The 23,504-nt window shown below is 54.5% G+C and carries 21 protein-coding genes, 1 tRNA gene and 3 pseudogenes; 7 read left to right on the top strand and 18 right to left on the bottom strand.

Translation table 11 applies throughout. From position 1 onward, the window contains the following. Nucleotides 1–4 precede the first annotated feature (4 nt). The 7 genes and pseudogenes from istA to ACZ5Q2_RS02305 form a co-directional block, all read right to left on the bottom strand. Nucleotides 5–1,489 carry an IS21 family transposase gene (gene istA, locus ACZ5Q2_RS02335; RefSeq protein WP_464597175.1) on the bottom strand — a complete coding sequence of 495 codons (1,485 nt, stop codon included), beginning with the start codon at nucleotides 1,487–1,489 and terminating at the stop codon, nucleotides 5–7. After that, nucleotides 1,404–2,027: pseudogene (locus tag ACZ5Q2_RS02330) on the bottom strand (transposase); the annotation flags it as partial. The gene istA and the pseudogene ACZ5Q2_RS02330, both read right to left, overlap by 86 nt. Before the next feature lie 80 nt (nucleotides 2,028–2,107). Then, entirely contained in the window at nucleotides 2,108–3,631 is a 1,524-nt protein-coding gene (gene ltrA, locus ACZ5Q2_RS02325) for a group II intron reverse transcriptase/maturase (protein ID WP_099616115.1), read from the bottom strand. Between the two features lie 594 nt (nucleotides 3,632–4,225). Further along, nucleotides 4,226–4,651, bottom strand: a complete 426-nt coding sequence (locus ACZ5Q2_RS02320; protein ID WP_432210488.1) for a hypothetical protein — start codon at nucleotides 4,649–4,651, stop codon at nucleotides 4,226–4,228. A gap of 86 nt (nucleotides 4,652–4,737) precedes the next feature. Then, the gene (locus ACZ5Q2_RS02315) at nucleotides 4,738–5,094 is read right to left on the bottom strand and encodes a transposase (protein ID WP_432210692.1); all 357 of its coding nucleotides are present in this window, start codon (nucleotides 5,092–5,094) and stop codon (nucleotides 4,738–4,740) included. 51 nt (nucleotides 5,095–5,145) lie between these two features. Continuing rightward, a pseudogene (locus ACZ5Q2_RS02310) lies at nucleotides 5,146–5,247 on the bottom strand (hypothetical protein); the annotation flags it as partial. Nucleotides 5,248–5,313: 66 nt separating this feature from the next. Further along, nucleotides 5,314–5,505, bottom strand: a pseudogene (locus ACZ5Q2_RS02305) (helix-turn-helix domain-containing protein); the annotation flags it as partial. Nucleotides 5,506–5,569: 64 nt separating this feature from the next. On the opposite strand from ACZ5Q2_RS02305, the gene ACZ5Q2_RS02300 reads away from it, so the two are divergent. Then, complete coding sequence (locus ACZ5Q2_RS02300) at nucleotides 5,570–6,160, top strand: hypothetical protein (RefSeq protein WP_432210489.1); 591 nt, start codon at nucleotides 5,570–5,572, stop codon at nucleotides 6,158–6,160. Between the two features lie 63 nt (nucleotides 6,161–6,223). Here the strand turns inward: ACZ5Q2_RS02300 and ACZ5Q2_RS02295 are convergent, their stop codons facing one another. From ACZ5Q2_RS02295 to ACZ5Q2_RS02265, 7 genes are all read right to left on the bottom strand, one after another. Continuing rightward, nucleotides 6,224–6,592, bottom strand: a complete 369-nt coding sequence (locus ACZ5Q2_RS02295; protein ID WP_058091232.1) for a DndE family protein — start codon at nucleotides 6,590–6,592, stop codon at nucleotides 6,224–6,226. A gap of 1 nt (nucleotide 6,593) precedes the next feature. Further along, nucleotides 6,594–8,588 (bottom strand): DNA sulfur modification protein DndD, encoded by a 1,995-nt coding sequence (gene dndD, locus ACZ5Q2_RS02290; RefSeq protein ID WP_058091231.1) that lies wholly within the window; start codon nucleotides 8,586–8,588, stop codon nucleotides 6,594–6,596. Then, nucleotides 8,588–10,108 carry a DNA phosphorothioation system sulfurtransferase DndC gene (gene dndC / locus ACZ5Q2_RS02285; protein WP_058091230.1) on the bottom strand — a complete coding sequence of 507 codons (1,521 nt, stop codon included), beginning with the start codon at nucleotides 10,106–10,108 and terminating at the stop codon, nucleotides 8,588–8,590. The genes dndD and dndC overlap by 1 nt, the downstream gene beginning before the upstream one ends. Continuing rightward, complete coding sequence (dndB, locus tag ACZ5Q2_RS02280) at nucleotides 10,105–11,184, bottom strand: DNA sulfur modification protein DndB (RefSeq protein WP_058091229.1); 1,080 nt, start codon at nucleotides 11,182–11,184, stop codon at nucleotides 10,105–10,107. Before dndB ends, dndC begins: the two co-directional genes overlap by 4 nt. 89 nt (nucleotides 11,185–11,273) lie before the next feature. Then, entirely contained in the window at nucleotides 11,274–13,856 is a 2,583-nt protein-coding gene (locus tag ACZ5Q2_RS02275; RefSeq protein WP_058091228.1) for a DNA phosphorothioation-associated putative methyltransferase, read from the bottom strand. A gap of 295 nt (nucleotides 13,857–14,151) precedes the next feature. Then, nucleotides 14,152–14,228: transfer RNA gene (locus ACZ5Q2_RS02270), tRNA-Arg, on the bottom strand. Nucleotides 14,229–14,318: 90 nt separating this feature from the next. After that, complete coding sequence (locus tag ACZ5Q2_RS02265) at nucleotides 14,319–14,864, bottom strand: YaeQ family protein (RefSeq protein WP_061333475.1); 546 nt, start codon at nucleotides 14,862–14,864, stop codon at nucleotides 14,319–14,321. A gap of 69 nt (nucleotides 14,865–14,933) precedes the next feature. On the opposite strand from ACZ5Q2_RS02265, the gene ACZ5Q2_RS02260 reads away from it, so the two are divergent. From ACZ5Q2_RS02260 to ACZ5Q2_RS02240, 5 genes are all read left to right on the top strand, one after another. Further along, nucleotides 14,934–15,299, top strand: a complete 366-nt coding sequence (locus tag ACZ5Q2_RS02260; protein WP_061333474.1) for a CidA/LrgA family protein — start codon at nucleotides 14,934–14,936, stop codon at nucleotides 15,297–15,299. Then, nucleotides 15,292–16,017, top strand: a complete 726-nt coding sequence (locus ACZ5Q2_RS02255) for an LrgB family protein (protein WP_061333473.1) — start codon at nucleotides 15,292–15,294, stop codon at nucleotides 16,015–16,017. The genes ACZ5Q2_RS02260 and ACZ5Q2_RS02255 overlap by 8 nt, the downstream gene beginning before the upstream one ends. 97 nt (nucleotides 16,018–16,114) lie before the next feature. Next, the gene (locus ACZ5Q2_RS02250) at nucleotides 16,115–16,321 is read left to right on the top strand and encodes a bacterioferritin-associated ferredoxin (RefSeq protein ID WP_061333472.1); all 207 of its coding nucleotides are present in this window, start codon (nucleotides 16,115–16,117) and stop codon (nucleotides 16,319–16,321) included. Nucleotides 16,322–16,450: 129 nt separating this feature from the next. After that, nucleotides 16,451–16,927, top strand: a complete 477-nt coding sequence (bfr, locus tag ACZ5Q2_RS02245; protein WP_061333471.1) for a bacterioferritin — start codon at nucleotides 16,451–16,453, stop codon at nucleotides 16,925–16,927. Between the two features lie 9 nt (nucleotides 16,928–16,936). Then, a complete protein-coding gene (locus ACZ5Q2_RS02240; RefSeq protein ID WP_061333470.1) occupies nucleotides 16,937–18,292 on the top strand; it encodes a phosphohexomutase domain-containing protein in 1,356 nt (451 codons plus the stop codon). Between the two features lie 128 nt (nucleotides 18,293–18,420). Here ACZ5Q2_RS02240 and ACZ5Q2_RS02235 read toward each other — a convergent pair whose 3' ends face one another. Continuing rightward, on the bottom strand, nucleotides 18,421–19,539 hold the full coding sequence (locus tag ACZ5Q2_RS02235) for a phospholipase A (protein ID WP_061333469.1): 1,119 nt from the start codon (nucleotides 19,537–19,539) through the stop codon (nucleotides 18,421–18,423). Nucleotides 19,540–19,548: 9 nt separating this feature from the next. Further along, on the bottom strand, nucleotides 19,549–19,881 hold the full coding sequence (locus ACZ5Q2_RS02230) for a hypothetical protein (protein WP_061333468.1): 333 nt from the start codon (nucleotides 19,879–19,881) through the stop codon (nucleotides 19,549–19,551). A gap of 215 nt (nucleotides 19,882–20,096) precedes the next feature. On the opposite strand from ACZ5Q2_RS02230, the gene ACZ5Q2_RS02225 reads away from it, so the two are divergent. Further along, entirely contained in the window at nucleotides 20,097–20,513 is a 417-nt protein-coding gene (locus tag ACZ5Q2_RS02225) for a c-type cytochrome (protein ID WP_061333467.1), read from the top strand. A gap of 65 nt (nucleotides 20,514–20,578) precedes the next feature. Here ACZ5Q2_RS02225 and ACZ5Q2_RS02220 read toward each other — a convergent pair whose 3' ends face one another. Next, entirely contained in the window at nucleotides 20,579–21,118 is a 540-nt protein-coding gene (locus ACZ5Q2_RS02220) for a hypothetical protein (protein WP_061333466.1), read from the bottom strand. A 10-nt stretch (nucleotides 21,119–21,128) separates the two neighbouring features. Next, nucleotides 21,129–23,432 (bottom strand): galactose oxidase-like domain-containing protein, encoded by a 2,304-nt coding sequence (locus ACZ5Q2_RS02215; protein ID WP_432210490.1) that lies wholly within the window; start codon nucleotides 23,430–23,432, stop codon nucleotides 21,129–21,131. Between the last annotated feature and the right edge of the window lie 72 nt (nucleotides 23,433–23,504).

The raw sequence follows: 23,504 nt of genomic DNA, 5'->3' as shown, positions 1-23,504 counted from the left end.
TCCTTCAGTGGTAGTAGGCGGGGCCACGGATGTTGTCGTGGGTATCGGGCAAGGCCAGTTCCTGTTGCTCTTCCAGAGGCTGCTGATCCAGACGGTGTTTGAGGATGGATTCAATGCTCTTGTAGCGGCAGCTTCCCAGCATCAGGGCTCGCTGGCAGGCGGCCTCCAGCCGCGACTCGCCGTAGCTCTGCCCCAACCGGAGAATGCCCAGACAGGAGCGGTACGCCTGCTGAGGGTGTTTGCGGGCACCCAGAGCGGTGCGGATAAGCTTCTCCGTCGCCGGTCCGGTCTTGGCCGCCCAGGCGATGAGCCGTTCCGGCGACCACTCGCCAGCCTGGCGATGGGATTCGGGCATGTGCGCGGCGATGGTGGTGTGCCGTCCCTTCTGGTCTGAGCGCCGGTGGCTGGCGATCCGGTTGCCCCGGTAAAAGCATTCGATGGTGTTGTTGGTGATGCGAACCTCCACCTCTTTCTTGATCAGGGTGTAGGGCACTGAGTAATAGTGACCGTCGATGGCTACGTGGTAGTCGATATGCACCCGAGCCTTCTTCCACTCTGCGTAGACATACGGTTCTGCCGGCAACGGCTGTAGAACCGGTTTATCCAGCTGTTCGAAGTGGTCGCGCCGGCAGCCGGGCAACTTGCGGAAGGGGCGGCTGTTGAGCCGCTCCAGCAGTTCACGGATGGTGGCGTTGAGTTGCCCCAGGGAGAAGTGCTGGCGATGGCGCAACGCCGCCAGGATCCAGCGCTCGACGATCAATACACCGCCTTCTACCTTAGCCTTATCACGGGGCTTGCGAACTCTTGTCGGGACAACGGCCACGCCATAATGGGTGGCCATGTCCTGATAGGTTGGGTTGAGATCCGGCTCGTAGCGATGGGCCTTGCTGACGCCGGAGCGGAGGTTGTCCGGAACCACCAGTTCCGGCACTCCGCCCAGGAACTCGAAGGTCCGGATGTGGGAGCCGACCCAGTCCGGCAATGTCTGGCTCCAGGTGGCTTCGGCGTAGGTGTAATTGGATGCACCCATCACCGCGACAAAGACTTGTGCCTCGTGGATCTCTCCGGTGGTGCGGTCAATGACGGGCACGGTCTGGCCGGCATAGTCCACGAATAGCTTCTCACCGGCCCGATGGTCCTGGCGCATCACCAGGTCCAGCTTGCCCCGCCAGGCCCGGTAGTGCTCGCAGAACCAGCTGTACTGATAACCGTCCGGGTTGGCTTGCCGGTACTCCTGCCAGAGCAGGAACAGGGTGACGTTCTTGCCCGTGAGTTCGTCACGGATGTGTTGCCAGTCGGGTATACCTCTGGCCTGTGCTGGCAGGTCCGGTGGCGGCGGGAACAGCAACCGCTCCAGGTGGGCCTCACGGCGATTTTCAACCCAGTTGTCCAAATGACCGCGTTTAAGCGGCCAATTTATTACGCTCAATTTCCTGCAATTTGCCAGGGTTGAGCGAGACCGGTCCGGTGACTTCCCAGTTCCGGGTATTGCCAGACCAGCGCCGTGGATTCTGGCGTTTTGCTCTTTCATAAACCAGTTTCCGGTGCGTCAGGCGCTCGTGGTCAACGCCACGATGTCGGTCCGCCGGTGTCACGAACCGGATGCCGCTGTGTAGGTGCTGTTCGTTGTAGGCGTACTCGAACGCCAACATCCATTCACGCACCGACGTGAGCGATTTAAAGCCTTTTGACGGCCATTCCGGGCAGTATTTGACGGTCCGGAACAACGATTCCGAGTAAGGATTATCGTTGCTGACTCTCGGTCGGCTGTGAGACATCAACATGCCCAGCTCAGCCAGCCGGGCTTTGAGCATATAAGAGGTCATCGGCGCTCCGTTGTCAGAGTGCAGGACCGGCGGATTATGCCAGCAGCCTTCTCGTAACAGGGCACGTTCAACCAGTTTCCGGGCCAGCTCGCCCGACTCCGCCTCATGGATTTCCCAGGCAACGATCTTGCGACTGTAGATGTCCATGATCAGGTACAGATACCAATGCTGGCCACGTACCGCTGAGGGGCGTAGAGTAAGAGGCAGGGCGTAGTCGAACTATCTCCCTGCCTCTCCTTTCCGAACCGGACGTGCACCTTTCAGCGCATCCGGCTCTCCGCTTAAACGCTGGCGAAGGCCATAGCAACTTCGGGAAAGCGAGAGGTCCACGTGTTTCTGGACTCTGTCCTCAGGTAGGGATTACCCTCTGGAAGACGCCAACGGAATCGCTTTTTCCCGTGACCGACGAGTCGGTACAGGATGGCGCCACTAAATAGCCCCTGATTGGTTTTGCCATACAGCACCCAAGTCTTACTTTGACCTGAAGCCGGGGCTTTGAACCAATGACGCATCAGCGGTTTGAGCCGGGAGCGATATTTGCGGCCCAGCCAATGGGCCAGTTTCCAGAACACGACACCATCGATGTAGCTGAAGACTTTCGCTTTGTAATCGACGAACTGGTAGAACGCCGCCCAGCCTTTCAGCTTTCGGTTGATGGATTCGACCATGTCGATTTTGCTTTCACTATAATTGCCTGACAGCTTGGCGGTTAAAGATGCTGCAAAGTTACGTGCCTTATCCCGGGGGATTGTCGTCACCACCCGCATGTCGCCATAGCGGCTCCGCTTGCGGATGATGCGATGCCCCAGGAACACGAAGCCGTCATTCACATGGGTAATCTTGGTCTTATCCATGTTCAGTGTCAGCTTGAGAGTTCCTTCCAGCATCTCCCGGCATTCTTCTCTAATCGCCTCTGCCTGGGCTTTGGTGCCCTTGACGATAACCACAAAGTCATCGGCATAGCGGCAGTAGGCGACGGCTGGCTTCCATTGTCGGTTCTCTCGGATGGCTGAGCTTCGACCGATTCGGATACTGTGGTTCCAGTACCATCGATCCTTTCGGGCCTTTTTGCCGAGGTAGCGCCTATTCAGGTACTGATCGAACTCATGCAACATGATATTCGATAGCAGTGGCGATATAACACCGCCCTGAGGTACGCCCTCACTTGCTGCCCGGAAAAGACCTGCATCAATATGACCGGCTTTTATGAATCGCCAGAGAAGGTTCAGGAACCGTCGGTCCCTGATTCTGCGACGTACAGCTTTCATCAGAAGCCGGTGATGCACGGTATCAAAGTAGCTGGACAGATCCCCTTCAATGACCCAGCGTCCGCGCGTTTCCTTATTGTCCGTCAGTTGCAGTTTCACTGTACGGATCGCGTGATGAACGCTCCGCTCCGGTCGGAACCCGTAGGAGAGCGTATGGAAGTCGCTCTCCCACATGGGCTCCATCGCCATTAACATGGCCCGTTGAACGATGCGGTCGCGTAGGGTCGGGATACCCAGTGGTCGTTGCTTGCCGTTGGCCTTTGGGATATACACCCTTCGGGCCTGTAACGGCTGGTAAACATCGGAGAGTAAATCACTCCTGATCTGTTGAAGAATAGCCGGCAGCCTGTCCTGCACAGTCAGCTTGATCTCTCCGTCTATCCCGGGCGTGTTTGCCCCTTTGGAAGACAGAGTGACCCGAGCCGCTTCTGCGAGCCAGTCAGGCTGTGCTATCAGGCGCAACAACCTGTCCACCCGGCGGGTGGGGTCGGTTGTTGTCCAGGTCGCTAGCTTGCGTTGCATTTCGCTGATTATCAAAGGTCTTCACCTTGTTTGGTCAGGTAGTTTGCTTGGCAAACACGTTTAAACTGCTCCCCTTCGCCATGTAATGGGCTTTCCCCATCGCGGACTACTACGGGAGCTCCGCCAGTCAACTTGGCATCGGGGTCATGCCCCCTTGGCATCCAATATTGACCTTCCCCGGTTTACCTATCTGGACTCCAGCATGCTGAGGAGGCTGCCCATCGCACTCTTTACCCTTGCTTGCCGCAAGTTGACAGGAAGCAGCAGTCCAATCTGTGATGGATACTGCTGAACCGAAGCCCGAGCTACCAATTTGGACTTCTTCGTTTGGCAGCGCCTATGCGTCATGCTGCCCAACCTTCCCGTACGGCTTATCAGGTCACGTAAGCCGTGGTGACATTTCAACCCACAGAGGCGGATGAATGGGTTCATGTTCTTCAGCCTTTCAGCACTCAGCCTTGAGGATCATCTTGGCTTAGTGACCTCGCCTCAATCCCCGTTGTCAGCGGGTTACATCACCCTGCGGGCATACCGCAGGTCACTGCCGCTCAGGCTCACCACCCTCACAGTGGGTGGGATTGATTGGTTACTTCCTCCTGAATTACCGGTTCAATATTCCAGATAGACTCGTGGTCCATTTGAGCTTCCATGCTCGCCCTGGACTCCGGGCACACAATAGCTGATGTCCCAACTCCACACCTGGTTCGGGCCTGTCGCAGTAAAGCTGGTAGGCTCTGGTACCTTGCGTGGCGGCTTCATGCGCCCTCTGTGATTCTGTTGCTGGTGCTTCTTTAGCACCCGGTAGAACGACGATTCCGAGGCCAGATAAAGGCCTTTATCAGCGAGTGACGGCACAATCTGCGACGGTGGCGAACTCCGGTATTCAGGTTGATTGCATGCGCTCAGAATGGCCAGCTCCTCGGCCTGTGTCAGTTTGTGGGGCTGTTCGGCTCGCTCTGCCTCAGGGCGCTGATCTTCAGCAACCTGGCCACTAGGGTCTCGCCAGCGCTTCAATGTGCGCTCGCTGATGTCCATTAACTCTGCGGCCTTGTATCGGGCGGCACCGCCGGCAACGGCTTCATCAAACAGCGCCAGGAGCCTTGCACGTTCGTCCAGCGGCGTCAGTCGTCCTCGCTGCTGTCCGGATCCTCGCCGTACAAGGCTTCGAGCTTTTTTGACAGCACCAGAAGTGACGTCGTCTCGGCCAACGCCCTGTCTTTACGGCGAACTTCTGACTTCAGCTTTTTAATGGTCTTGCGGGCTTCTCGCTGTTGCTTCTGAGCTGCTTTCTGACGCTCATCCTGCATGCCGGCACCCTGAAGGCAGGCTTCCTTCCAGCGCTGTACTTGCTCCGGATACAAGCCTTTCTTGCGGCAATAGGCACTGAGTTCGGCTTCAGACATAGCGGCCGTTTCTACTACAACGGCCAGCTTGGCTTCGGGGGACCAATCTTCTCCGGTGGTACGATTACCTGGCACGGGCATTCCTTGTTGTCGACACTGTTTCAACCAACTATACAGAGTCACATCGGATATGCCTTCCTCTGCCGCCACCGACACAACACTTCGGTTCTGCGGAGGTAACAACTTATTCAAAACGGCCGCTTTACGTTCTTCGGAATAACGTGGCATGAATGCTCCCATGCCGCCCCAGCTAGTGGAATTCAGGCGAAATCGCCAACTGGACAACTAGGCTGACAGAGGGGGCTCATCCAGATCCGCTGGCAACGGCCAGCTCAGACCGGCCTCAACCGTGCGGCGCAGGTAGTCGCTTACGGTGGGGCGGCTAACGCCACAGGACGCCGCAATCTGGCGGTTGCTCAGCCCTCGCTCCCACTTGAGGCGAAGGACTTCTTTGATTTTACGCATGGATAACCTCTTCGCTGGCATCTGGCCCATCTCCGGATGAAAAGGGTCAGAGTACCGTTAAGTTATCCCGCGCCGGACGATTTTGATGGAGCTTCAGGCAGTCTGCTGGGGTGGCAGCTTTGCCGTGGAATTAGTGGCAGCTTTCGCGTGGAATGGGTGGCAGACTTCGTCTGGAATCAGTGGCAACCTTGGTCTGGAATACGCACATAAAGCTAGTCGCTTCGCCAGCCGTATGGTTGAAGGACTTGTTCTACCGGGCGAACACTGTGTCATCGTGATCGATGTAAATCAAGTTCGTAAGGTAGAGAATTTTGATATTGGGGAGATTGGGCGCAAAGCTTTTTACGGCGTAGGGCGAGAGCTCATTCTATGGGATTTTAATAAGGAGACGGGAAATCAGGCTTTTGTTATTCATAATTCAATCATACGTCCAGGGCGAGGAAGCATTCCTACGGACTATTTTCTTGGAAGGAGAGACTTTAGGCATATAGCTGCTGTCGTGATGTTTGATGGAAACATTTCCGATATTTCAGCAGGCCAGGAGCCCAAGATCTACGTTTTTCATAACTTCCATGCGCAACAATCGCTTTCAATGAAGTTGTTTGCGGCGGAAGAGCAGTACTACCCCCTGGGACTCGCAGACCAGTTTTGCATTATCTGCAAAAAAGGTCGTTGATACGACTCACCTTTGCAAGTGGGAACTCAGAGGCTTGAACGTTAGGAAGCGTCCAAGCCAAGTTTATCCTTTAGTATCTGCCATAAAAAAAGTTTTCAGGTCTAAAAGTTTCTTTACGTGCCCCATTTTATGCAATCCGCTATCGATTAAAGATCGAATTATGCTTTGATAGTCGGCCTCGACCTTTTGTTCCGAGCAGAACTGCTGGATTAATACTTCATATACCTTTTCTTGATCACCAAACAGAACGTCACGATTGATAACGTGGACCTGCTCTGGTCTGGTGTCATTTATCGTTGCCGTACGTGTATCGCGTAGCGCTAATGCAATAGCTGTGCGTGCAAGCACATTAGGCGTAAGGCGTGTTTTTGTTTGCAGGAATTGCAGCCTATCCCAGGTTTTTTTACTCAACTGAATGCGGGTGGGAAACATCTTAGCTCGCCTCCTTTTGGTGCCAAAAATAACCTTCACGGACGCGAGTCGCGCCGGCTTTTGAATCATATTCGAGCTTATAGGCCCGGGATATGTCGGGTGCGAGATCAGAATAGAATGATTCATCCACCTCAGTGTCTGTAGAGAGCACAATCATCTGGTGGCTTGCGATAGGGAAATAGCCTTCTATCAGCTTGGTTCTGTGCTCGGAGTCTAGCCTCCCTAATGGAGTATCGACGATCATAGGCAACTGGCGTCCGGAGGTTTTTGCAAGTGCCTCAAGAACAGCAATTGCAAATATCTGTTTTTCACCAGCTGAAAGCTCGTCTTTCGCTATTGTCCGCCCGTTACCGGTCAATAGTTCTACGCGGAAGGTCTTGGGGTTGATCCGAATTTGTAGGTCCATGTCCTCTTTACGAGTAAGTTTGGCAAAGCACTCGGTGAACTGGACTTCAAGGTCTCGAACCTTGGCAGTCGCTGTCTGGTCGACATAGTCCGCGAGCAAGCCATTGGCGTTGTTGACGTAGTCGATAACTCTCTTTTGGTCGCTCAGCTTCGCAGCAGTTTCGTACAGTCGGTCAAGCCGGCGGGCTATTTCGACGGCTTCATTAGCTGCGTCTTTTCCTTTCGCCCGCGCTGACTCGATTTCAGCATCTAACCTGCCAAGTTTTTGCTGTAGCTGCTGCAAGTTCTCGAAATCAGAGGCAATCAAAGAATCGTCCGGAGCGCGCGCCAGAGAGGCTCCAATTTCATCGAGTTCCGCTTCGATGCACTCTAGAGCATCAAACAACTTAATCACATCCTGCCGTTGTCTACTGGCGTCCTCGAATGCTGAGTATATTTTCCCTGCTTGAGAGGGCGTTAAGTCGTGAATCAAAGTCTGGGATTCGAGGTCTTGATAGGGGTTGCCCAGTTTATCTATCTCAGCGAGCACGATAGCCAAAGAATCGGGTGCCAGCTTTGAATCGAGAGCGTCTTCCAGGTGTGTTCGGTATTCGTTGTGGATTCTGTATTCCTGCAAAAGCCCCTGAAGCTGGAGGTCTTGCTCAATCTGCTCTTTAGTTCTTCGGCAAAAGTCTTCTGCCAAGGCGATGGGTGCCGCGTCGGATATAAGGCCATTAATTTCGGATGTTAAGCTATCTCGCTCGCTATGGAGCTGATTCAGCTTGGCTTCGAGCTGAGCCCGGGATGTGGAGAAATGTCCCCCTCGATCATCGATATCTTTCTGGAGCCTTTTCGCGCGCTCTTGTAACTCAGCGCGCTGAGCGAGGATGGTTGAGATGTCTTGGCGGATGATCTCAGCTTGTTTCCGGCAGTGCATCAGTTTGGACTGCTCAGCGTCGATTTGTGCCTGCATTTCCTGAGCTGACGATCGCTTGGCCAGATTCCGGTTAAGAACGGTGAGATCGCCGGAGAGCCGCTCAACGACGTCGAGCCCGAGTAATTTCTTAATAGACTGTTCGAGGGCTATTCCTCCAGAATCATCGGCTAGTTGGGCGATTTTCTCACCGTCAAAAAAGAATAAGTCGGATACACCTGCAGGTATCAGTTCGTTGAGAAAGTTCTGAGCTTGCTCGTAGCTGAGACCTTTAACAGGCGTATCATTTTCCAAGATAGTGAGTGTTTCTTTAACGCCTTTGCCCTTTCGTTCCCATTCACGCTTAACGTGGTACTGGCTTTCCGTTCCGAGCTTTGCGTAAGTGAATTTGAGCTCAACAGACGAAGAGTTGGCAGAACGACCAGTCTCTCTTGAGTGATGGATTGCGTCGAGCAGAAACTCATCATAGCGTTTTTGGGAAACTGCACTGCCCAGACACAAACGTCCGTAGAGTGCCAACCTTACGCCCAAAAGGAGGCTTGTTTTACCCGCGCCATTTAAACCGCCAAAAAGAATGATGGGCCGTGTTTTACCCGCACGCTTTTCGGGCGTGAGGTTGAAGGAGTTTTTCCCTTCGTAGACTCGAAAGTCGGTAAGCGTAAGCTCTTTAATAAGCATTAGTTCAAAAACTCTGAAAATTCGTCTTTCACTTCCTCAACGTACGATTTGCCACGCTTACGAAAGGAATGGTTGCGCTCATTGATCGCGTCGAGATCTTCCCAATCTCTTTGGAGGATACTTTCCAGGCTGTTCAGTATGCCCCTCCGCTTGCCTAGACCCGATACTTGAAGTTCTGCTTCCAGCATCTTGCGAACAAGCGCTGATGGAACACCGTATTTTTCTGCGAGCCTCTCAAGTGTTTCGGAATCTGCTCGTGTGAATGCGCCGGCATCATCCTCTACCCAATCAAGGTCCTCTCCGTAGACCTCTCTGTAAATCCGCGGCAGAGAGTCTTCCCAGTCCGGCTCATTTGGGTCGCGTAGCCATTCTCTTCTTATCATGTGTAACTCGGGGCGAGTAATCAGTTCGATAGACTCACCACTCTCGTTAATCCCCTTCTCAATAGTGAGCAATTCACGCAGGAATTTTTGGCGCTTGGACAGCCAATAGGGGCCCGGGATATGACGAACTTCTCGCACACTATCATCACTGATGTCGCCCGAGTTGTAAGAGACCCTTCCTGTTCTGCGGCGGAAGTTGCGATACTCCTCAGAGTTCTCTGGTTGGCGGGACATGTACAGTTTGTTCCTGAACGCCAACAAAGGCTTCATCCAATCGGCCCCGGACTCGATAAGGCCATGCAGCGCTTTGTCGGCTGTCACAACTGTGCATGTCCAGCACCCAAAGCGGCTGTTCCCGCACGAGGGCGTACTTTTATCGATCACCAGCGGGCATTCACCCTGGTTTGACCCTTTGTATAGTTCGAGCAACTCCTGGTTAGATCCACCCCAGGGGCATGGGGCGCTCATCAGATACATCCAAACTTCATCCGCTGACCAGCTTTCAATTGGCATGTAGGTGTAAGCGTTTGGAAGAGAGCTATGGCGGCTTAGTGCTGAACCGTCTATTTTGTGTTTTGCAATCACCTGGGCGCGAGACGCGCTCTCCTGGCTACGAGAGCCTAACACTACAACGGCCTCACCAAATTTGGCGACCTTATCGAGTATAAACTCGCTCACAGGGTCTATCTTCATCCGTTCCGTGCACCAGCGGAACGTCTGATTTGGCGCAGGATAACCACGACCGAGCAAATTCACCCAAAAGGTTTGATCTGTTTTTGGCACAACACTGTGTGCACTTATTGGAAGGCCCTCTTTCGGCGCTGCCTCATTAATGAGCTTGATTACTCGTTTGATCATGTCGACGACGACAGGTGTCTCAACCAAGGTGTCAGATGAGACCACATAAACATGTTTGGCTCGCTTTTCGGCCGGGAGCTGTAGCAATGCCATGTAGATCAGGGAAAGAACGCAAGTAGAGTCTTTCCCCCCACTGAAGCCAATAATCCAGGGTCGGTCGTCAGAGCAATATATGTTCTGAATTTCGCGAACGAGGTCTACTAGAGGGCGATTGCCAAGAGAAAACTCCTGAATCATGGATAGATGATCCGGGAAAACGAATTGTTCCTGCGCAGTCATGGCTTAAGCGACTCCTCGTATTCCTGCTCAGAAGGGGTGAGTGGAACACCTAATTGCTGTTTGATGTAATTGCCCGTGAGGGCGACGCTACTGCGAGCCTTGCTAATGCGACCGTGATGCATTGCTCGACCTTCCCACTCATTGTTAGCTCGTGCCCAATCAATGTTTTGAAGACCTTGCAGTATCCGGCTCCACTGAGACTTTGGCTTGAATAAAAGGTCGGCGCCTATTTGGCCCATGGCCTGGAGCATGACGCCGTGAGCATGAACGTATTGCTCACGGAGCTCGCAGGTCGCCACTTTCTTTTCCAGAGCGAGTTGCCAATCTCTCATGTTGGCGGCAATTTCATTCCAATATTCAATTGCCAACTGCTGCTCGTCCTCGCTAATTAGGTCAGTCTTTCCTTTCATTAGCAGAGCTTTTGAGGCGTTCTTTATAGCCGACAATGTAAAAAGTTTGCTGCTTCGGTTGGATATGCTGGACCTCTCCATTTCCGTCAGCCGGGAGAATACCTTCACCTCGCGAGCAACAACTCGGGCTAGTTCGGATAAATGATCCCGGTGGTCATAGAGCGTGCTGATAGAGTCGCTTGGCCGGACAGCATGCTTGTTAAGATCCGCGAACATTTGCTGGCTGCGCTTCAGACCCTCATCAATGAAAAACAGCACAGGGATGTTGTCGTAGCCGAGTTCTGGATTCTGTTCGATTGCCTGAACGATTGCTTCACGGCGGTGCTGACCGTCGTTGATGAGGATCTTGGCATCCATAGGGATCGACAGTAGTCCCAGATTTTGGGCCATACCTGTGTCGGTACTAGGTTCAAACGAGACCTGACCATCTACAGACGCTGTGATTCCCGAGAGCGTATAGTCTGTTGGGTTGTCGAGCAAATAGCTAACGATGTCTGGTATTCGGGTTCGATTTAATACTCGTTGAGCTCTAAGTTCTGGTGGAACCTCTTGCCCATCGAAGATAAAAATTTTTGGTATTAGTCGTAACGGGCACATAGCCACGTAACAAGGCCGTCCAGACTGAACGCCTCTCGCTGCCGGGAAGGTGTGGGAGAACTCGGCCATGAGGGTCTCCGGGGGTGGAAGTTAAAAGTTGGAATGGAAGTTAATTTACCCAAAATAAACTTCCGGGTCAACGTGGCCAGGGCGAGGCTTCAGATTAGAGAGTTATCTAAGTTAATGAAATCGTTGAGAGAGTAGGATCTTGGGATTAGTCGTTTGTTGGCAGAGCTTCGCTTCAGCACCGTTACCTGCTTGGCCGGTGTCTCGCTGAAACTTACGTGAATTGGCCGGTCTTGACCATAGAAATACATCCTATCGAATTTGAGATTTTCTGCGATCCATTGACTGACCTCGAACATGTCCTCATCTTCGACGATAAAGTCTACTGCCGCGCCCCCTCGCATGCAGATGGGGTTGCCTAACCTGTTCAGTTCATGGGATGCGTGCTGATCTAGTTTCGGAGCGATCCTACGCCGTATATTTTTGCTCAGTTCTGACGAGCAAAAGCCATAAGTGAGCTTGATCATGCCGAAATAGTCCACTATCGGATCGATAAGATTGTTGGCTAGGTCGAGGAGGGCGGTGTAAGTCTCTGGTTGGAGCGGGTGATTCTCGATCTTGAGCGACTTCTGCGTTTCGCCGCATTCAATCAGGTCGCGATATTTGAAGTATTGACCGCAGGGATGATCGAGGTTCGGGATGTCGGTACTTCTTGTCAGGCTATGTCCTTCTATTGCCCATCTCTTGTCGCGCAGCGTGTTCTGAAAATCTCTGTCAGGAGGGCCGAAGTTGCTAAAATCGCCAACTCCCAGTTGTTCAAGCGCTTCATCAAAACGCAATTGTTCGGCATAGTTTTCTTGATCCTCATGCATATACCTGCTCTTCAGAAAGAGGTTGGGAGGGGCAAACTCATCACCGTATTGGTAAACATCGATCCGCTGATTTCTCAAATTGATCTTGGTGCGAACGAGCATTTTCGGAATGGCCTTTCCGAAGAAGTCGTCGTAACTCATGAGGGAAAGCTTCCCGGAACGGATGTGGATTTTGACTAGATCGGCAGAACTTGGGTCTCCGAATAGGCTAGATGCACATGTGATGTAAATTCGGAGGACTGGGGGCAATCTTGGTATTAACTCAGTGTGTAGTTGAAGTGAGTGTTCGTCATGCAGCCACCCCAAGCCCTGCTCAGAGGCTTCGATACAAGCAGACAGTATTGCGCTCTTATCCAATACTCGAACGAGATGATCTTCTCCGATTGTTTGGGCATTCGCTAGGGTCCCAAAAAAATGTCTGACATCTTCCTTGAGCTTGTTAGGCATAGGGCGTGGGGGTGAGCTCCGGAAGAATCGTAGTTCGGCAAACTGAACAATCAGATCGTCCTTGCGAGCCTGCTCAGCCCTCGCTAATGCTACCGCTCCCTCCTCATTCTTGATGGTCTCAAGAATTCTCAATGCGGCAGGGTAGGAGCCCAGAAATCTCCGAATGTCATGGAGGTTTTCGATCTCGCTTGGCCTGGGTTTTCTGCCAAAATCTAGCCAAGTGCTCCACAACTTTTCTAAAATATCCTTGTTGTTTTCATACTTCCGTAGACTAGCCGGTGCCCGGCGCTCAGGTTCCTGGCTGCTGAGCGGTCTCTTCGCTCGAAGTGGTCGAGGGCGGCTTCGTTTAACGCTTTTTCTAGCCAGGAAGTCAGCCTTAGCTGCATCCGTCTTGAAAGCGTAAAAAATCCCCGGGGCTATCGGAACAGGCTCTGTTCTGAGTACTGATTCAATGTAAATTGCCAGTTCGCCTTGTGAAAAATACTTTTGGAAAGTGTTTCGTGAGGTGCGCACACCATCCCTGAAAGGCAGACCACCCCGAGCATTTGCGTTCTCCAGCATCGCAGATACGACCAAGATTTCTGACGCAAGTTCATAAGCGTTGGTCAGGACGAGGTGACGTTCCTCCGGCACTTCAATAACATTGATGACAAACCCTAGGTTGACGATGTCTGCTGTTTTCTTTTCTGCACTGGGAGAATAATAAGGATCCCATCCAGCTACGTTTATATTGCTATCTTTTAGGAGCTGAACATCGTTGCCCTTGCCGCACCCGTAGTCAAAGACTGACCTCGTCTGATCAAGATAGCCATATCGCGCAAGGCTTTGCATAGGTGCCGATAGTTGCGTTCGAGTGAGGGCAGTTAAATGTCGGTGAATTTCTGACCCGCTTTCGATGGCTGACAGGTTCTCTGTAGTTTCATTGGCTATAGGCACCAGGGCGTGCTCGGAAACCTCATAGCCTTTTAGCTTCAAGAGACGGTTCCAGTCCTGTAGAAAGCCTATTCTGGTCGTATCGTCGAATAAACCGATACTCTCAGCCTCTTTGGTCAGCTCCAAAAACCGTTGAAAATCTGGGTGAGAGGATGGCAGCAGAAGTTCTTTGCGGTGAAGGATGGGGGGATTATTCGATTCTGAATAAACTCTGTATCGGCACTGCCCTGTATCGAGGTTAACTTTCCATGATTGTTCGAGAGTCGGGAAAGCTTCCTCAAAAAAAGTTGGATAATTCAGGAAAGATATTTCGGCAGCACTTTCTCGGATTTTAATGACATTGTACTGGGCTTCTGGAGTAATCCTGGCCTCGGCTTTGCGCACAGCGCTACGGCTTTCGTCGTCAAGTTCAGAAAGCGCGGAGGTATGTAGATACCTGTAACCAGCGATCTTCTTGCCAATAAACTTGTTAGATTTTTCCACGGGGACTGAACCGGAATGTGTCGACTCCTTCTCTATGAGTCGCCTAGCGTGCACTGAGAGATTGTTTGTACGATGTTTGCGGATTTTGCTCGTCTGTTCAAGAGGCCATGGTAACGAGATAGGTTCCAGGGGCGGCGGGAAACTGTGCCCAAACCCTCTAGAAGGGCAAGTATGGCAAAGGTCGCGAAAAAGGTCGGAAGCTAATCTGTGAAAAAATGCCGGGCACTGTCAGGGCACCATTTGGGCACAAGCCAAAAAAAAGGACCTGCGCTTTCACGCAAGTCCTTGATATTCATGGCGCGCCCGAGAGGATTCGAACCTCTGACCTCTGCCTCCGGAGGGCAGCGCTCTATCCAGCTGAGCTACGGGCGCATTCGAAACTGCGGATTGCTCGTCAATTTCGAGTGCGCAATCTTACGTGCGCCGGGGGCGTCTGTCCAGCCCCTTGCGGCAACTCTGTTTTCATACCTTTGGCAGTTTCTGTTCCGGGGTGATGCTGACCAGATCGGTGTCATTGCTGAAGGTGACTTCGCCGTCCTGCATCGACACCTGGAAGGTCATGGAGCGTTCCACCAGGCGGGCCAGCGCTGCGGTGTTTTCGGCGGGAAGGTCGACGATGGTCAGGTTGCCAAATCGTTCCAGCTTGTTATGGTGTTTCTCCCACCACACCGGCACGGCGCGGCCGCCATAGGTATACAGAATGACCTGCTGGGACCGGTTGCAGGCTTTGCGAACCCGGTCTTCGTCTGGCAGGCCCAGCTCTACCCAGAGTTCGATGTCGTCGGTCAGGGATTTCTGCCACAGCTCCGGTTCGTCATCGGTGCTCAGGCCTTTGGTAAACTCCAGCGTATCTGTGGAGTTCAGGGCAAAGGCCAGCAGCCGGATCATCATTCGCTCGTCGGTTTCTGACGGGTGGCGGGCGATGGTCAGGTGGTGGTCGGCGTAGTAATGCCGGTCCATATCCGCGATATGGAGTGTGGCTTTGAAGATAGTGGCTTTCAGTGCCATTGAGCGTCCTGTGTTTTGGGTGGCAGGGCAATAGTGTAGAGCAATTTTGACTTGGCAGGGCATAGCGGCATGGTGGTGTTGCGGGGTTTTCTGGTTCTGGTGGTGTTTTTTCTGCTGGGTGAAGCGGTGCGTGTACTGGTGGGGCTGCCCATCAGCGGTGGTGTTCTGGGTATGGTGATGGCAACCTTTACCCTGATGCTTCGCGGGCGGGTAACCGACGAGCTGGCGGCAGCCAGCCAGGGGCTGATATCGGTTCTGGTGTTACTGATCACACCCGGTGTTGTTGGTGTGTTTTTTATTGCGGATCAGTTTGCCGGACACTGGACAGCCGTGGTGGTGGCGTTGGTTTTAGGCACCTTGCTGAGTGTATTCACCACGTTGCTGTTGATGAAGAAACTGACGACCGAGCAAGCCCGAGGTGATCAACATGACTGATCAACCGGGCGGATTCAACGCTTTGCTGGCGGCATGGACGGCTGGCCCCATGTTGTCCATCGGTCTGACCCTGGGCGCCTTTATCGTGGCCCAGTGGCTGTTTGCCAGGCTGCGGCGCCCGTTGTGGTTGCCGCCGGTGATGATTGCAGCGCTGTTGCTGGCGGCGGTGGTGGCCGCCAGTGGCCTGGGCTTTGAACGTTACGAGGCGGGTGCGCGTTGGCTAACGGTGCTGCTGGGGCCGGCAACGGTTGCGCTTGGTGTTCCCCTGTATCAACAGATGCATCACATCCGGGCGCTGTGGCGGCCGATTATGGTGACGCTGCCCCTGGCCGCAAGCCTGGCGGCGTTCTATGCCCTGGCTATTGCCTGGTTGATGGGAGCGGCGCCCATGGTTCTGGCATCGCTGGCGCCCAAGTCGGTTACCGCACCCATTGCCATGGGTATCACTGAGGAGTTGGGCGGGTCGGTGTCGCTCACACTGGGCGGGCTGCTGATCACCGGTGTGCTGGCATCACTGTTCGTGGACTGGTGCGCCCGCTGGCTTCGGATTACCGACGACCGCATCATCGGTTTTGCCCTTGGCCTCAATGGTCACGCCATTGGCACGGCCCGTGCGTTTGAGATCAGTCATACTGCCGGCGCCTTTGCTTCTCTGGGGATGGGGCTGACGGGCGTATTCACGGCGTTGTTCCTGCCGCTGGCCTTCTGGATGATCTGATACATTTATTAGCAAAAAGTTAAGTACAAATGGTTGCAATTCTCGTTTGTAATGACAATAATTATCACTAACGTTTTTCAGTTGGTGAGTGTCTCCTATGTATGTATGCTTGTGTGTCGGGGTAACAGACAGAGAAATCCGCGAAGCGGCAGATAACGGTATCAGCTCCATGCGTCAGTTGGGCAAAGAGTTGGGTGTTGGTCGCCAGTGTGGTCGTTGCGCCTGTACGGCCCGGGAAATCCTGAAAGAAGCACGTTCTCCTGACTACCTGACCCTTGCCAACATGCTGGCCCAGCCCGCCTGACACTGGCGGGCGCCAGACTCCTCATCTCGGGGCGCGAAACCCTCTTAAAAATGCCACAGACATTTTTTATCGGCTACAAACCGGCTATCCTGACTAGCTGACAACTCAGCAAATCAAAGGACTCCGGCTATGAAAGGCGATAAAAAGGTCATTCAGTTCCTGAATAAAGTGCTCGCCAACGAGCTGACGGCGATCAACCAGTACTTTCTGCACTCGCGCATGTACAAGGACTGGGGTATTACCAAGCTGGCGGCCAAGGAATATGAAGAATCCATCGATGAAATGAAACACGCCGATCAGCTGATCGAGCGCATTCTGTTCCTCGAAGGCCTGCCCAACCTGCAAGACCTGAATAAGCTGCTGATCGGCGAAAACGTCCAGGAAATGATCGAGTGCGATCTGAAACTCGAGCACATTGCCCACACCGATCTGAAAGAAGCCATCCTCTATTGCGAGCAGGTGCAGGACTTTACCAGCCGTGAACTGTTCCGCAGCATCCTCGATAGCGAAGAAGAGCACATCGACTGGCTGGAAACCCAACTGGAAATGATTTCGCAGATGGGTATCCAGAATTACATTCAGCTTCAATCTTCTGCAGCGGAGTAAGCACTGACAATGGACCTGTCCTGTTTCAAGGCCTACGACCTTCGCGGTCGGGTGCCGGACCAGCTTAACCCCACGCTGGCTGAAAAGATTGGCCGGGCCTACGTGGCCATTACCGGCGCAAAAAAAGTCATCGTGGGTTACGACATCCGGCTCTCGAGCCCGGAAATCACAGAAGCCTTGAGCTCCGGCCTGATGGCCGCCGGCGCGGATGTATATGACATTGGCCTTTGTGGCACCGAGCAGGTGTATTTTGCTACCAGCCACTACGGCATGGACGGCGGCATCATGGTGACTGCCAGCCATAACCCGAAAGACCACAACGGCATGAAAATGGTTGGCCCCGAATCACGGCCGATCAGCTCCGACAACGGCCTGAACGACATTCGGGACCGGGTTCTGGAGCCCTTCGCCAACGCCCCGGAACAGGGCCGTTACGAGACACTGGAAGTGATGAGTGCCTATGTAGACCACCTGCTGGGCTACATCGATGCGGGCAGCCTCAAGCCCATGACCATCGTCTGCAACGCGGGTAACGGTGGTGCAGGGCTGGTGATTGACGAACTGGAACAGCACCTGCCATTCGAGTTCGTGAAAGTGCACCACCAGCCGGATGGCCACTTCCCCAACGGCGTACCCAACCCGATCCTGCCGGAGAACCGCACCGCCACCGCAGATGCCGTGATCGAACACGGTGCAGCCATGGGCATCGCCTGGGACGGCGACTACGACCGCTGCTTCTTCTTCGACGAAAACGGCCGGTTCATTGAAGGCTACTATGTAGTGGGCTTGCTGGCCGACCAGTTCCTGCGCAAGACCGGCGGTGGCAAAGTTATCCACGACCCCCGCCTCACCTGGAACACCCTGGACCTGGTCAAAGCCGCCGGCGGCAAAGCGATTGAAAGCAAAACCGGCCACGCCTTCATCAAGCAGAGAATGCGCGACGAAGACGCCGTCTACGGCGGCGAAATGAGCGCCCACCACTACTTCCGTGACTTCGCCTACTGCGACAGCGGCATGATCCCCTGGCTACTGATCGCCGAACGCCTGTGCCAGTCCGGCCAAACTCTGTCGTCCCTGATCGACGCCAGAATCGAAGCCTACCCGGCCAGCGGCGAAATCAACCGCACCATCAACGATCCCCCCAAGGTCATCGCCGCCATCGAAGCCAAATACTCCGTGGGAGCCAAGAGCGTCAGCTTCGTAGACGGCCTGAGCGTCGAATTCGACAACTGGCGCTTCAACCTCCGGATGTCCAACACCGAACCGGTGGTTCGCCTGAACGTGGAATCCAGGGCAGACAAAGCGTTGATGGAGGCGAAAACGGAAGAGTTACTGCAGGAAATGGACAGACTGAACAAGAATTAAGACTGTGAGTTGAAACCACGGATGGGCTTCGGGACCGGGGTAAGGGGGAGGGTTTCCAAAACTATCAGGAAAGCCACGGTTTCCGTTTTGGAAGCCCTCCCCCTTACCCCGGTCTTGAACTATATTTACTACAGCCAGTTATTCAGCATAATACCCACCCCAAAGCGCTCAATACGCTCATTATAATCAATCAAACTCTCCCCATACCCGTTGTAGTACTGGAAAAAGCCCTTCAACGTATCCCCCATCGGGAAACTGTACCCGAACTCCACCGACGTCCGATTGGTAGAACGCATATTATTCAAAAGTTTCAGTGAGAACGTACGGTCCTCTGTCAGCTTATAGACGGCATGGTAACTGCCGTGCCCAAGATACTTCTCAATATCCGAGTTGTCGTCATCGCGGCTGCTCTCCGGCAGTCGAAACCAGGGGTTCACCATGAACAGCCAGCGGTCGTAGCTGTATGCCGCTGTGCCGGTAATCCGGTTCCAGCTGCGTGACCGGGGTTCTGATTGACCGTTGGACTGATGATTGAAGCCCAGTGACACTGCACTCAGGTTGCCCGGCCCCAGATCCCAGTTCAGCCGGTGCCGGAAAAATATCTCGGGCTCGTAGTTGGTCTCCCGGAAGGGAGCGGACTCTTTGGTGTTGTACACCTGCCAATAGGACTGCTGGGTGTAGCCGAACCAGAGGGTTGTGCGATCATCAAAGATGCCGGTCAGCAGGGGAATCTTGAAACTGATCTGGTATTTCGCTTCCTCCTCCTCCAGACCGTAGTCATACCCCCCGGTACCCAGCCGCGGGCTGACCGGCCTCGGGTTGGGGTCGTCGACATAGGTGATCGGGAGTATGTAGTTGGGGCGGTGAGTTACAAAGCTTCCAGTGAATGCGAAAATGGCTTTCTCTGCAGTCAGATAATTATCAACCAAAGCTGCCATCACGCCGGCATCCGGATCATCCCCCAGGGCATCGCCAACCATTTCCTCGCGGCTGGTGTCATCCGCGACCAACGCAGCCGCTTCCTCATCGGCTTGCTCCAGCGCGTCTTCGTCTGCTGATTCTCTGGCGGTATTCGGATCATTCTGGGCGTCGTAGCAGGCAAGTCGCTGAATGCCATCGCGGATCAACGCACAGTTAACGGTTTCGTTCTGTTCTTCGGGCACAGCCTGAGCCGCCAAAGTGGCGCTGGCGGCCGAGAGTATCAAGGCAAGTGCCCCGGCTGAAAAACCGTAATGATATCCTTTCATCGCGTCCTCTCAATTGGTGGCGGTCAGGCTGAGCCAGGTATTGGCAATGCTGTAAACCCAGACGCCGAGCAGGCTCAGTGCCAGCAGGAGAAAAATCAGTTTGTGCCGGGTGTTGTCCTCGTTGTTGGCAGACGCCACCCAGCGCAGATACATCAGGCCGATGAAGCTCAGGAAAACACCCAGGCTGGCCACCGCCGGAACAAGTAGCCAGGCGGCGCTCACCGGATTCTCAACGGTGGACTGGTTGCCGAACCAGGCCATCGAAGCCAACAAAATCGCCAGGCTCGAAAACTCGACGATCAACAGCGGTTTGCGCAGGCGGTGGGGGGTGTTGTCAGACATGCGACTCCCTGTTCTGGCCAGAATAATGTTAAACCACACGGTTAGCAGGTATGGTAACCGGAATTAGCTTCAGTTCCGTTATAGCCTACGAAACTGTCACTAAAATGGTTGAAATCAAATTCTGTTTCTGGCCTTTGGTTTTTTTGCGGGGGCTCAATCGCTATAATGCTGCCACCGAAAGATTATAACGCTCAAATGCGAGGTGCATTGTGAAGATGAAGAGAGTCCTGGCTGTTGTTGCTCTGGGTTTTGGCCTGGCCGCTGGTGCCGCACTGGCAAGTGTTGAAGATGAGATCCGTGACCGTATCAAGCCGGTAGGCCAGGTGTGTCTGCAGGGTGAAGACTGCGGTGATGCGGCGGCAGCTCCGGCTGAATCGGCCAGCTCCGGTCCTCGCTCCGGTAGCGAAGTCTACGATGCCGCTTGTATGGCATGCCACACCACAGGTGCTGCCGGTGCTCCGGTAATTGGTAACGCCGATCAGTGGGGCCCTCGCATCGAGAAAGGCATGGACACCCTGATTGACCACGCCATCAATGGCTTTAACGCCATGCCGGCAAAAGGTGGTTGTGCCAGCTGCTCTGACGAAGAAATTGTTGCGTCCATCGAGTTCATCATCGAGCAGAGCCAGTAATTTGGCTTGAGAACCTCGGTATGAATAAAACAGCCCCTTTAAGGGGCTGTTTTATTTTCTAAGGGTTAGTGATGATCTTCCTTGGGTAGCGGTTTCCTGGTTAGCAGTCCCCGGATCTCAGACTGTGCGCCCGAAACTGTACGAACAGGAATTCGCCAGAGCCCCTCTCCGTGTTCAACGCCCAGGCGTGGATCCATCCAGCCAAAACTCGGCGTCGCAGATACCTTGACCCAAGAGCGGCCGTTGGTGCTGCTGTTGACCATGCCTGGCCTTGCCTGGCTCAGGTCCGGCCAGTCTGCGCTCGAACGGTTTGCCATCACACCTTCCGGGCTGAATCTCAGCAACCCCTGGCCTTGTGTGTCCTCTACGGTAAGAACATGGCTCCCACGGTAGGACACCAGGATGCCCGGTTGTGGAGCATCCAGAATGACCGCAGACAGCCCGGGGATCGCCGCAGGCTGGCTGATACTGGCCTGAATGATGTGCTCCGGCGCGTTGTCCACTTCAACGGCGCCGTGCGCCAGCACGGCAGCGGGCAAACACGTGGCGAGCAGCGCAACCGCCGTACTTATGGGCGATGTCCGTGTTTTTTTTGTCATCTGCATGGTCGTCTCCTCAGCCGGATATGCCAGGCAACAGCTCAAACATGTCCTGGCCCAGCTGCGCCATGGTGGCATCGCCCTGGCACTGGAGCGCTTCGTTTACCACCGCAATCGGTGCAGAAACCGAGGGTACCCGCCCTTCCGGCGTGGATTTGCTGACGAACAACATATACTGCCCCGCAGGCACAACGCTCTGTTTCCCGGGCATTTCCAGTTGCAGGTTGCGGCCGTTGCGAGCCTTGACTGGCAGCTCAATCGCCCGCTGATCGCCATCAATCAGGTGAGTCATCACCGTTCTCCGGATCAGCAACACCTTGTCGATGTCCTGGGCCTGGTCCACCTGAATGGTAAAGCTATCGCCAACACTGAGCTGCTCCGGTGCAGACAGAATGGTCGGCCGATCATTACGCATGGCGTAGGGCGGTGTGTAGATCTCGAAGCTTGGGTCCCGGCCATCGTTCGGGGCAAGCCCGAAGTCTTCCAGGCTGATGTGAGACAAATACGCTGTGTTGATCGGAGCGTGCCCGCCAATCATGACCCGGCCATCGGCCATCAACACGGCGGTGTTGTGATAGGTGCGTGGGCGATGGCCGCTGGCCATTTCGGTCCAGGTTTCGGTGTCCGGATCAAATCGCTCAGCGGTCATGATGGCGCCTTCAAGCCCCGGCAAGACGACGCCGTCTCGGGTGCCACCACTGAATACCATCACGCTGCCGTCGGGCATCACCACATTGGTTCCATACCAGCGCGGCTGGTTCAGGGCGCCAGTCAGCCGTGATTCATAGCCAATCTGATCGCCATTGGTTTCAATCCGATCGATTCGGCTCTGATCGGTAGGCAGGTAGCCGCCGGGGCTGGTCAGCAGTGCATAGCTGGGCACGCCACCGGCTGTGAGCAGTTCAACGTCGTTGTACTCGCCGTTCTCGTTCGGCCTTAACGGTAGCATGGTTGAGGAGGTGGAGCCCCGCATACCACCGCCTATGGCTTTGACCAGCGTGTCGGTTGTCAGGAGCGAATCGTCCGGGCTGGTCAGTAGATCCGTGACGGAGCTGATCAGTCCATCCGTGCTGGATAACAGGTCTTCGGTAAACAACCGGAGCTGCTCTTCGGTCAGGTTGGTCAGATTGAGCGTGCTGGCAAGTTGCCCCAAACCGACTTCGTCCAGCCGCAACGGCAGGCCGGCATAGCCAATGTCATTCCAACGCTGGCTGGCAGGGTCAAAGGTGGCGACAATGTTCCAGAGTGCCTGGTCATAACCCTGGCCAAAGGGATTGAAGGCCTGGCCACCGGCGTTGTAGAGCACGTGGCCGTTAGGTAGCAGGTGCAAGCGCGGGTACAGAGGCAGAGAACGATCAGCGGTGCTGGGATTTTGGCTCCACACGCCGGTGCAGGGGTTGAAGGTTTCCGTTTGCACCACGTTGCGGCCGGAGTTGATGGGCTCCTCGGGATAAACCGGCTTAAGCAGTTTGGTGACGCCGCTGGCAACAAAGATTTTGCTGTCTGGCAGCGTGACCATGGAGGGATACCAGCGGCCGAAGTTCATGTCTCCCGTTTGTCGCCAGGTATTGGTGGTCGGATCAAAGATCCGGGAATTCTTGATGCCTTCCAGCTCAGCTACCCCCAGGGGTAAGCCATCAATGCCCGGCTCGGAATAATAGTCGGTGCCGCCGACGGCCATGACACTGCCATCCGCGAGCCCGATCACGTCAGAGCAGAACAGGGCACCATCGTTCCGGTTGGTGTTGTCGGCGGTGTCCAGCAAACCGTCCAGTGGCGTTCCGCCAAGCAACGTCTCACTGTCGTTGCCGTCCGGGTTGGCACCACCGCGTAGCGGGGAGGGTTTCAGCCAGTCGGGGCGATCGTCGTTGCCCAGTGACAGCACCCGTGTCTGGTCGTTTACCGATACCTCGCCGAACTCTGCAACAATGGACAACTCAACGTTTTCGGTTCCCTCCAGCGCATTCAGGTAAAGAAGGCGGTCGTCCGGAAGCAGCGCCATGGTGCCGGCGGCCGGCTTACATTCCTGCAGACCGTCTTCGGTGGTGATGCACTTTTCGTCGGTTTCGACCACTTCACCATCCACCACGATGGTGGGTTCGGCGAACGGTGCGCTGAACACGCCGATGGGTGAGTAATTCTCCGGGATGGCGGGCAGAGGCCTGGGCGACGGTTGAGCCGCGTCCGCGACTGCTGGCGCTTCGGTGCGTGTGTCGGCGGTATTGCCCGATTCAGCGCCGTCACCGCCGCAGCCTGAAAGATAGGCGGCGCCCAACAAAATGGGGACACCCCTGTAAAAACCGATTCTTGTTCTATTCATCGTATGCTCCCTTGTTTTGTATTTGTTTGGCATGCGGTGGTCTATGCGACCACTGCCTGTTCATACGAAGGG

The organism is Marinobacter alkaliphilus, assembly GCF_055394375.1.
This window is presented reverse-complemented; position numbering and strand designations above follow the sequence as displayed.

What these genes read in the sequence shown, in the direction of transcription:
- ACZ5Q2_RS02255 (WP_061333473.1), top strand. Translation starts at nt 15,292, where the DNA reads ATGACTGATCAACCGGGCGGATTCAACGCTTTGCTGGCGGCATGGACG.
- dndC (WP_058091230.1), bottom strand. Translation starts at nt 10,108, where the DNA reads ATGACTGCGCAGGAACAATTCGTTTTCCCGGATCATCTATCCATGATT.
- dndD (WP_058091231.1), bottom strand. Translation starts at nt 8,588, where the DNA reads ATGCTTATTAAAGAGCTTACGCTTACCGACTTTCGAGTCTACGAAGGG.
- ACZ5Q2_RS02250 (WP_061333472.1), top strand. Translation starts at nt 16,115, where the DNA reads ATGTATGTATGCTTGTGTGTCGGGGTAACAGACAGAGAAATCCGCGAA.
- ACZ5Q2_RS02320 (WP_432210488.1), bottom strand. Translation starts at nt 4,651, where the DNA reads ATGGACATCAGCGAGCGCACATTGAAGCGCTGGCGAGACCCTAGTGGC.
- ACZ5Q2_RS02300 (WP_432210489.1), top strand. Translation starts at nt 5,570, where the DNA reads ATGGAGCTTCAGGCAGTCTGCTGGGGTGGCAGCTTTGCCGTGGAATTA.
- ACZ5Q2_RS02225 (WP_061333467.1), top strand. Translation starts at nt 20,097, where the DNA reads ATGAAGAGAGTCCTGGCTGTTGTTGCTCTGGGTTTTGGCCTGGCCGCT.
- ACZ5Q2_RS02240 (WP_061333470.1), top strand. Translation starts at nt 16,937, where the DNA reads ATGGACCTGTCCTGTTTCAAGGCCTACGACCTTCGCGGTCGGGTGCCG.
- ACZ5Q2_RS02265 (WP_061333475.1), bottom strand. Translation starts at nt 14,864, where the DNA reads ATGGCACTGAAAGCCACTATCTTCAAAGCCACACTCCATATCGCGGAT.
- bfr (WP_061333471.1), top strand. Translation starts at nt 16,451, where the DNA reads ATGAAAGGCGATAAAAAGGTCATTCAGTTCCTGAATAAAGTGCTCGCC.
- ACZ5Q2_RS02295 (WP_058091232.1), bottom strand. Translation starts at nt 6,592, where the DNA reads ATGTTTCCCACCCGCATTCAGTTGAGTAAAAAAACCTGGGATAGGCTG.
- ACZ5Q2_RS02230 (WP_061333468.1), bottom strand. Translation starts at nt 19,881, where the DNA reads ATGTCTGACAACACCCCCCACCGCCTGCGCAAACCGCTGTTGATCGTC.
- ACZ5Q2_RS02215 (WP_432210490.1), bottom strand. Translation starts at nt 23,432, where the DNA reads ATGAATAGAACAAGAATCGGTTTTTACAGGGGTGTCCCCATTTTGTTG.
- ACZ5Q2_RS02220 (WP_061333466.1), bottom strand. Translation starts at nt 21,118, where the DNA reads ATGCAGATGACAAAAAAAACACGGACATCGCCCATAAGTACGGCGGTT.
- dndB (WP_058091229.1), bottom strand. Translation starts at nt 11,184, where the DNA reads ATGGCCGAGTTCTCCCACACCTTCCCGGCAGCGAGAGGCGTTCAGTCT.
- ACZ5Q2_RS02260 (WP_061333474.1), top strand. Translation starts at nt 14,934, where the DNA reads ATGGTGGTGTTGCGGGGTTTTCTGGTTCTGGTGGTGTTTTTTCTGCTG.
- ACZ5Q2_RS02235 (WP_061333469.1), bottom strand. Translation starts at nt 19,539, where the DNA reads ATGAAAGGATATCATTACGGTTTTTCAGCCGGGGCACTTGCCTTGATA.